We start from the raw sequence: 7400 nt of genomic DNA on the forward strand, positions 1-7400 counted from the left end.
GTGAAACGACTTTGCGCCGATGATAGTGCGGGTTCCCGTGTGAAAGTAGGTCATCGTCAGGCTCTTACAGCCCAAATCGCCCCGACATCCAACGATGTCGGGGCGCTTTGCTTTGGAGAATGAAAATTTTGAATCAAGCGATACAGTTGTAGTCACATGCAATTACAAGATATTCTTTATTCCCAGGGTTTCGGAACACGAAGGGTATGTGCAGGGTTGGTCCAACGAGGCTTAGTGCGCTTGTTTGACCCGAAAGCTGATGCATTCAGCATTTGCGCGGATTCCTCTGTTGATGTAACGCCGGATGGATTGCGGTTTCAGGTTCAAGAGGAAACGTGGGTGTACCAACCCAAAGCCTATGTGATGCTTCACAAGCCATCAGGGACCGAATGCTCTCAGAAACCTTCCACTTATCCAAGTGTTTACACATTGCTGCCTGTGCCGTTGCGACAACGACCTTGTAAAAGTGCAATACAGGGTGTGCAAGCGGTAGGGCGCTTGGATCAAGACACGACGGGACTGCTGTTACTCAGCGATGACGGGCAATTCATTCATCGCATGAGTTCTCCCAAAAAACATGTTCCCAAAGTGTACGAAGTGGCGACGAAACACCCTGTGAGCGCAGTTCAAATTTCCCGCTTGCTCGAAGGCGTCGTACTTGATGATGATCCTGTTGCGGTGAAAGCCGCTGCTTGTGTTCAGACATCCGATCACGGTGTAAGCCTCACTTTGACGGAGGGTAAGTACCATCAGGTCAAACGCATGCTTGCTGCAGTGGGGAACCGTGTGGAGACCCTGCACCGGTCGCGTATCGGCAATCTGGCATTGCCAACCGATCTGGCGCCAGGACAGTGGAAATGGCTTGATGACAATGATCTTGCGGCCTTGACGAGCTAGCCTGCCGCTGACTATCAATTTTTTGTCGTCTCTTGCCTTGGGCTGATGAGGTGCCGGGTTGTTACCCGAATGGGCAGATACGGTGTACTTGCACCGGCTACACTGCCGCGTGTTGTGAAAGTACATGCTGTGAAGTTTTCATTTGGCGGATGTTTCCGCGGTGCGTTGTTGGGGTGGGCTTTTTTTGCTGCGACTGTGATCAGTGCGGCCCCTTCGTCACCCCCTCCTGTGTTCGTGCTGAACTCGCTTGAAGCGGATATCAGCGTGATTGATCCGGCTACCTGGACGGAAACCTCGCGGATTCCCACGGGGAAAGAGCCGCATCACATGTACCTGACACCGGACGAGAAATCTCTCGTGGTGGCAAATGCGCTGGCAGATACGCTGACCTTCATCGATCCCAAGACCGCCCAGGTGCAACGTACGGTGCGAGGCATTGTTGATCCTTACCATTTGCGGTTCACTCCCGACATGAAATGGCTGATCACCGCGGCCAATCGCTTGAACCACGTGGACTTTTATCGTTGGGATGGCAAAGACCTGACTTTGGTACAAAGGGTTGCGACAGCCAAAACCCCGAGCCATCTGTGGGTGGATAGCCAGAGCCGAACGGTCTACTCCACGATGCAGGACAGTGATGAACTCGTTGCGATCGACATCGCAACCCAGAAGGTCAAATGGCGGATCAAGACGGGAGCCATGCCGGCCGACATCTACGGAAGCCCGGACGATAAGTTTCTGTTCATCGGTTTGACGGGCAGTGACAGTGTCGAGGTGTTCGACGTGTCTGAAAATACGCCCCGTAGCGTCCAAAGGATCAAGACCGGCAGCGGTGCCCATGCGTTCCGCGGTGCAGGTGACAAGCGCCATGTGTATGTCAGCAATCGGGTCGCCAATACGATCAGCAAGATCGACATGGTCAAACGGCAAGTCGTCGATACCTATCCTGCGCCCGGTGGGCCAGACTGCATGGACGTTTCTGCGGATGGCCGGTGGATTTATGTCAGTGCCCGATGGGCCCGCAAGATGTTGGTCATCGACACGGTAGAGCGGAAGGTCGTTCAAAAAATCAATGTGGGCAAATCGCCTCACGGCGTCTGGACTCTGCAGCACGCTCCCAGATAAAACTGGAAAAAAATGGCATTGCGCACTTCGACCTTCGTGGGTCTATATGCTATTTTTTTGATAGCATCTGGGGCCGTGAGTACGGCGGAAGCGGCTGAAGCAGCCGATTGCCAAAAACCGCTGTACCTGACCTTCGATACGGGGCACATGGAAATTGCCCCCTTGGTTGCCGATGTGCTCAAACGAAAAAAAGTCCTTGTGACTTTTTTTGCAGCCAATGAAAAAACAAAAACGGGCGATGGCAGTTTGGGAACGGCCTGGGCTCCGTGGTGGCATGCACGGGCGGCAGAAGGGCATGCGTTTGCCTCTCACACGATGGACCATACCTATTGGCGTGCCGATGCTGGCACGCCGACTGCGCCGCAATTCCATGTGCGTTCCTCTTCTGGCCCTCAGGCAGGCAAGGATTTGACCCTCAGCGCTGAGCAGTATTGCAGCGAGATACGAAGGGCTTCAGATCGCTTGCGCGAAGTGACGGGGACGGCGCCCCTTCCACTTTTCCGGGCGCCTGGCGGAAAGACATCGCCTCGCCTTCTGGCCGTTGCCAAAGCCTGCGGCTATGCGCACGTGGGTTGGTCGCCAGCAGGCTTCCTGGGCGATGAACTGCCCAGTGAAAAATTCAGCAATGCAGCCTTGTTGAAGAAAGCACTGGACAATATTCGCAGCGGAGACATTCTGTTGGCCCATCTGGGCATCTGGTCGCGAAAGGACCCGTGGGCTCCAACGGTGTTGGAGCCGCTGATCGACGGGTTGAAGCAGCGCGGTTTCTGCTTCAGAACGCTGAATGACCATCCCGATTACCGCGACTGGCTGACGGGCAAGCGTTGAGTCCGATCAGTCGATGGACAGGACAGGAGTTGTGAGCGATGGATTGGTTGACTAACGGTTTTGATACCGCACAGCAATGGCTGTTCGAGTCGGTCATTCAGCCTGTGATGTTCGCGACGGGCATGGCGGGACTGCTGGAGGATGGCTATGCCGCTACCGGGTGGCTGCTGGTCGGACTGCTGCAGCTGGTGGTGATGCTGGCAATCATTGCGCCGCTGCAGCGCTGGCGGCCTGTAGAGCCCCTGCTCGACCGTGCCGCCGTGCGGACGGACATTGTCTACACACTGATTCACCGCCTCGGCCTGTTTCGGTTGGCACTTTTCTTCAGTGTCGATCCGCTGTGGGACGCATTTTTCGGCGCGCTGCGCATGGACGGTATCAGCACGTTCCATCTGGATGCGCTATGGCCGGGCGTGACCGACCTGCCTTGGGTCAGCTTGCTGGTTTATCTGGCAGTGTTTGACTTCCTGGACTACTGGATTCACCGCGGGCAACACCACTTCGAATGGTGGTGGCGGCTGCACTCGCTGCACCACTCGCAGCGGCAGATGACCATGTGGAGCGACAACCGCAACCACCTTCTGGATGACCTGCTTCGGGATGCGATCGTGGTCACCGTGGCGCAACTGATCGGTGTGGCACCTGGCCAATTCGTGGCCATCGTGGCCTTGACCCAATTGAGCGAGAACTTTCATCACGCCAATTTGCGTGTGTGGTTCGGCCGCTGGGGGGAGCGTCTCTGGGTGAGTCCCCGGTTTCACCGCCTGCACCATGCGATCGGCATCGGGCACGAATCGGTGACGATGCGCCCGGTCCGGTCTCCATCGAAGGTCATGGCGGAGCGCTATGTCCCGGCCGAACCCATCCAGAAGCCCGTCACGGTCTTGGGTGGCTGCAATTTCGGCGTGTTGCTGCCTTGGTGGGACATCCTCTTTCGGACTGCCAATTTCGAACTGCGATACGACCCTACCGGTGTCCGGGATCAGGTCCAGCCAGGGCCGGATGGCGGTGTTCGCAACTATGGGCAGGGGTTTTGGGCGCAGCAGTGGCGAGGTGTTTTGCGTCTCCTGGGCAAAGCCTAGCCAGCGGTCGGACTTCTGCCCACGCTATGCTTGCGCCATGGCATTGCTGATCGATTCCTTCTGGCGCGCTGCCGCCTATTGCCTGCATCCCCGCGTGATTGCGCTTTCCCTGCTGCCGTTGCTGCTCATGCTGCTGTTGGCCTGGGTGGCCAGTCATTTTTTCTGGGGCATTGCGGTGCAGGCGGTCCGCGCCGCACTGGAGTCATCGGACATTCTGGCGATGGTTTGGGGATGGTTTCAGGCCTGGGGCATCGAGCAGGCACCTGCCGCCATCGCTCCTTTGATCGTGGTGGTTCTCTCGACGCCGGTGATCATGATCTTCTCGGTGCTGGTGGTCGCAGTGATCATGACGCCTGCGCTCGTGACGGTCGTGGCCAAGCGCCGTTTCCCATTGCTGGAGCGCAAGCGCGGCGCGTCGATGGTGGCCAGCCTGGCATGGTCTCTCGGCGCGACGATGGCCGCCATGGCGGCGCTGGTGGTGTCCGTTCCGCTCTGGCTCATTCCACCGCTGGTGCTGGTGCTGCCACCGCTGATCTGGGGTTGGCTGACCTACCGCGTCATGGCGTTCGACGCGTTGGCCGAGCATGCGAGCCGACAGGAGCGCGAAGCCATTTTCAAGCGCCACCGCATGCGCCTGCTGACCATCGGCATCTTGTGCGGCTACCTGGGGGCAGCGCCTGGAATCGTCTGGGCGTCCGGGGTGTTGTTCGCTGCGGCGTTTTTAGTCCTGATTCCGTTGGCCGTCTGGATCTATACCCTGGTGTTCGCCTTCTCTTCCCTGTGGTTCACTCACTACGCGCTGGACGCGCTCCAACAGTTGCGTGCCGAACAAACCGGCGGTAGTGCCGGCGGCGGTGCTGGCGCTGTACCCACTCCCATCCTTACCCCCATTGCACCCGCAAACCCCGCACCATGACGCCTTCCTTCGGACTCATCATCATTGGCGACGAAATCCTGTCCGGCAAGCGCGCCGACAAGCACCTGCCAAAGGTGATCGAGCTGCTGGGAGCACGCGGTTTGCAACTGGCCTACGCCGACTATGTGGGTGATGACCCAGGCCGCATTACCGCGACCCTGCAGCGTGCCTTCGCTTCCGGGGATGTGGTGTTTTCCTGCGGCGGTATCGGTGCCACGCCCGACGATCACACCCGCCAATGCGCTGCGCGCGCGCTGAGCGTGCCGCTCCGGTTGCATCCGGAGGCAGAGTTGTTGATTCGCGAGCGCATGCAGGACGTCGCGACGGAGCAGGGCGTGCCTTATGAGCCCGACCGTGCGGACAATGTTCACCGACTGAACATGGGGGTGTTTCCCGAGGGGGCCCGCATCATTCCGAACCCGTACAACAAGATTCCTGGTTTTTCATGCGACGGCGGTGCCGGCGGTGCCGTGCATTTCGTGCCGGGCTTTCCCGTGATGGCTTGGCCGATGGTGGAATGGGTGCTGGACCGCCACTGTGCGCAGTGGTTCAATCGCGCCCCCCAAACCGAGCATTCCGTCGTGGTCTACGGCGCGATGGAGGCGGCTCTGACGCCGTTGATGGAGCGGATTGAAAGCCAGCACGCGTCGGTACGTGTTTTCAGCCTGCCGAGCGTGGACCATCCCGTGCATGGGCGCCACATCGAGCTTGGCGTCAAAGGCCCCGCAGAGTTGGTGCCCGCCGCCTGGACCGAGTTACAGGCAGCATTGCATGAATTTGGTGCAAACTGCGGCCCTGAAATGGTGCGAAATCTCTAGAGCCCTGTTTTGCGCCATGAATTGCACTTCAATGGTGCAAATTCAGTGGGGCGGCAGATCTGGAAGAGGGCGTGCTCCGCCTTAGTGCATTGCAGCACCTGGCTGGCACGCAACCTGCTTTTCTTTCGTGGTGTTTTTTTCAACAAGCGCTTAAATCCTGGAGAACCTGATGGCAAAGACCGTTGCAGACGTGATGAAGATGGTGAAGGAGAACGAGGTCAAGTTTGTTGACTTTCGCTTCACCGATACCCGCGGCAAGGAACAGCACGTGACTGTGCCCGTGTCCCATTTCGATGAGGACAAGTTCTCTTCGGGTCACGCATTCGACGGCTCTTCGGTGGCGGGCTGGAAGGGCATCGAAGCTTCGGACATGCAGCTCATGCCCGATCCCAACACCGCCAACATCGACCCGTTCTTCGAGGAAACCACGCTGTTCCTGCAATGCGACGTGATCGAGCCGGGCGATGGCAAGGCCTACGACCGCGACCCCCGCTCCATCGCCAAGCGCGCTGAGGCCTACCTGAAGGCCTCCGGCCTGGGCGACACGGCGTTCTTCGGTCCTGAGCCTGAATTCTTCATCTTCGACGGCGTGCGCTGGTCCAACGAGCCCGGCAAGGTCATGTTCGAGATCGAAGAATACGAAGCGCCCTGGAACTCCGGCGCCAAGCTCGAAGGTGGCAACCGCGGCCACCGTCCCACGGTCAAGGGCGGCTACTTCCCCGTGCCCCCCGTCGACAGCACGCAGGACATGCGCGCTGAAATGTCCCTGATCCTTGAATCTTTGGGCATCCCTGTCGAAGTGTTCCACCACGAAGTGGCGGGCGCTGGCCAGAACGAGATCGGCACCAAGTTCAGCACGCTGGTCGAGCGCGCCGACTGGACGCAGGTCCTGAAGTACGTGGTCTGGAACGTGGCCAATGCCTACGGCAAGACCGCGACCTTCATGCCCAAGCCCTACGCTGGCGACAACGGCTCCGGCATGCACGTGCACCAGTCCATCTGGAAGGACGGCAAGAACCTGTTCGCTGGCGACGGCTATGCCGGCCTGTCGGACTTCGCCCTGTACTACATCGGCGGCATCATCAAGCACGCACGTGCCCTGAACGCCATCACCAACCCTGGCACCAACAGCTACAAGCGCCTGGTGCCCGGCTTCGAAGCCCCGGTGAAGCTGGCCTACTCGGCCCGCAACCGCTCGGCATCGATCCGCATTCCTTACGTGGCGAACCCCAAGGGCCGCCGCATCGAGGCACGCTTCCCCGATCCATCGGCCAACCCGTACCTGTGCTTCTCGGCCCTGATGATGGCCGGCCTGGACGGCGTGGAAAACAAGATCCATCCCGGCGAAGCCGCCACGAAGGATCTGTACCATCTGCCGCCCGAGGAAGACAAGCTGGTGCCGACCGTGTGCCACAGCCTCGATCAGGCGCTGGAGTATCTGGACAAGGACCGCGGCTTCCTGACCAAGGGCGGCGTGTTCTCCGATTCCATGCTCGACGCCTACATCGACCTGAAGATGGGTGAGGTCACGCGTTTCCGCATGGCTCCCCACCCCGTGGAATACGACATGTACTACTCGCTGTGATCCCTGGGCTGCGGCCACGGGACACTGACCCGTCCTGGAATAGGTTGACACCTATGCGGGACTGAACCCTAGCCGTAATTGGCTTGCAAGAGACGCCCGGTGCACCGCATCGGGCGTTTTGTATTCTAGGGACAGGTGGGGCCGCTGCT

7 protein-coding genes are annotated in these 7400 nt (G+C 59.1%); all 7 read left to right on the top strand.

Features of this window, described 5'->3' with window-relative positions:
- Positions 1-156 precede the first annotated feature (156 nt).
- The 7 genes from AVMA1855_RS26195 to glnA all read left to right on the top strand — a co-directional run bounded on the left by AVMA1855_RS26195 (position 157) and on the right by glnA (position 7251).
- Complete coding sequence (locus AVMA1855_RS26195; protein WP_284427961.1) at positions 157-897, top strand: 16S rRNA pseudouridine(516) synthase; 741 nt, start codon at positions 157-159, stop codon at positions 895-897.
- Positions 898-1062: 165 nt separating this feature from the next.
- Complete coding sequence (locus AVMA1855_RS26200) at positions 1063-2022, top strand: YncE family protein (protein WP_502870390.1); 960 nt, start codon at positions 1063-1065, stop codon at positions 2020-2022.
- Positions 2023-2034: 12 nt separating this feature from the next.
- The gene (locus AVMA1855_RS26205) at positions 2035-2850 is read left to right on the top strand and encodes a polysaccharide deacetylase family protein (protein ID WP_284427962.1); all 816 of its coding nucleotides are present in this window, start codon (positions 2035-2037) and stop codon (positions 2848-2850) included.
- Positions 2851-2888: 38 nt separating this feature from the next.
- Positions 2889-3932 carry a sterol desaturase family protein gene (locus tag AVMA1855_RS26210; protein WP_284427963.1) on the top strand — a complete coding sequence of 348 codons (1044 nt, stop codon included), beginning with the start codon at positions 2889-2891 and terminating at the stop codon, positions 3930-3932.
- A 37-nt stretch (positions 3933-3969) separates the two neighbouring features.
- Complete coding sequence (locus AVMA1855_RS26215) at positions 3970-4848, top strand: EI24 domain-containing protein (RefSeq protein WP_284427964.1); 879 nt, start codon at positions 3970-3972, stop codon at positions 4846-4848.
- Positions 4845-5666: a competence/damage-inducible protein A gene (locus tag AVMA1855_RS26220; RefSeq protein ID WP_284427965.1), complete on the top strand. Its 822-nt coding sequence runs from the start codon at positions 4845-4847 to the stop codon at positions 5664-5666. Before AVMA1855_RS26215 ends, AVMA1855_RS26220 begins: the two co-directional genes overlap by 4 nt.
- A gap of 169 nt (positions 5667-5835) precedes the next feature.
- Positions 5836-7251, top strand: coding sequence for a type I glutamate--ammonia ligase (glnA, locus tag AVMA1855_RS26225; protein ID WP_272551879.1), 1416 nt, complete (start codon positions 5836-5838; stop codon positions 7249-7251).
- Positions 7252-7400 lie beyond the last annotated feature (149 nt).

Origin of the sequence: Acidovorax sp. SUPP1855 (genome assembly GCF_030158955.1) — a bacterium.
GTDB lineage: Bacteria > Pseudomonadota > Gammaproteobacteria > Burkholderiales > Burkholderiaceae_C > Paracidovorax.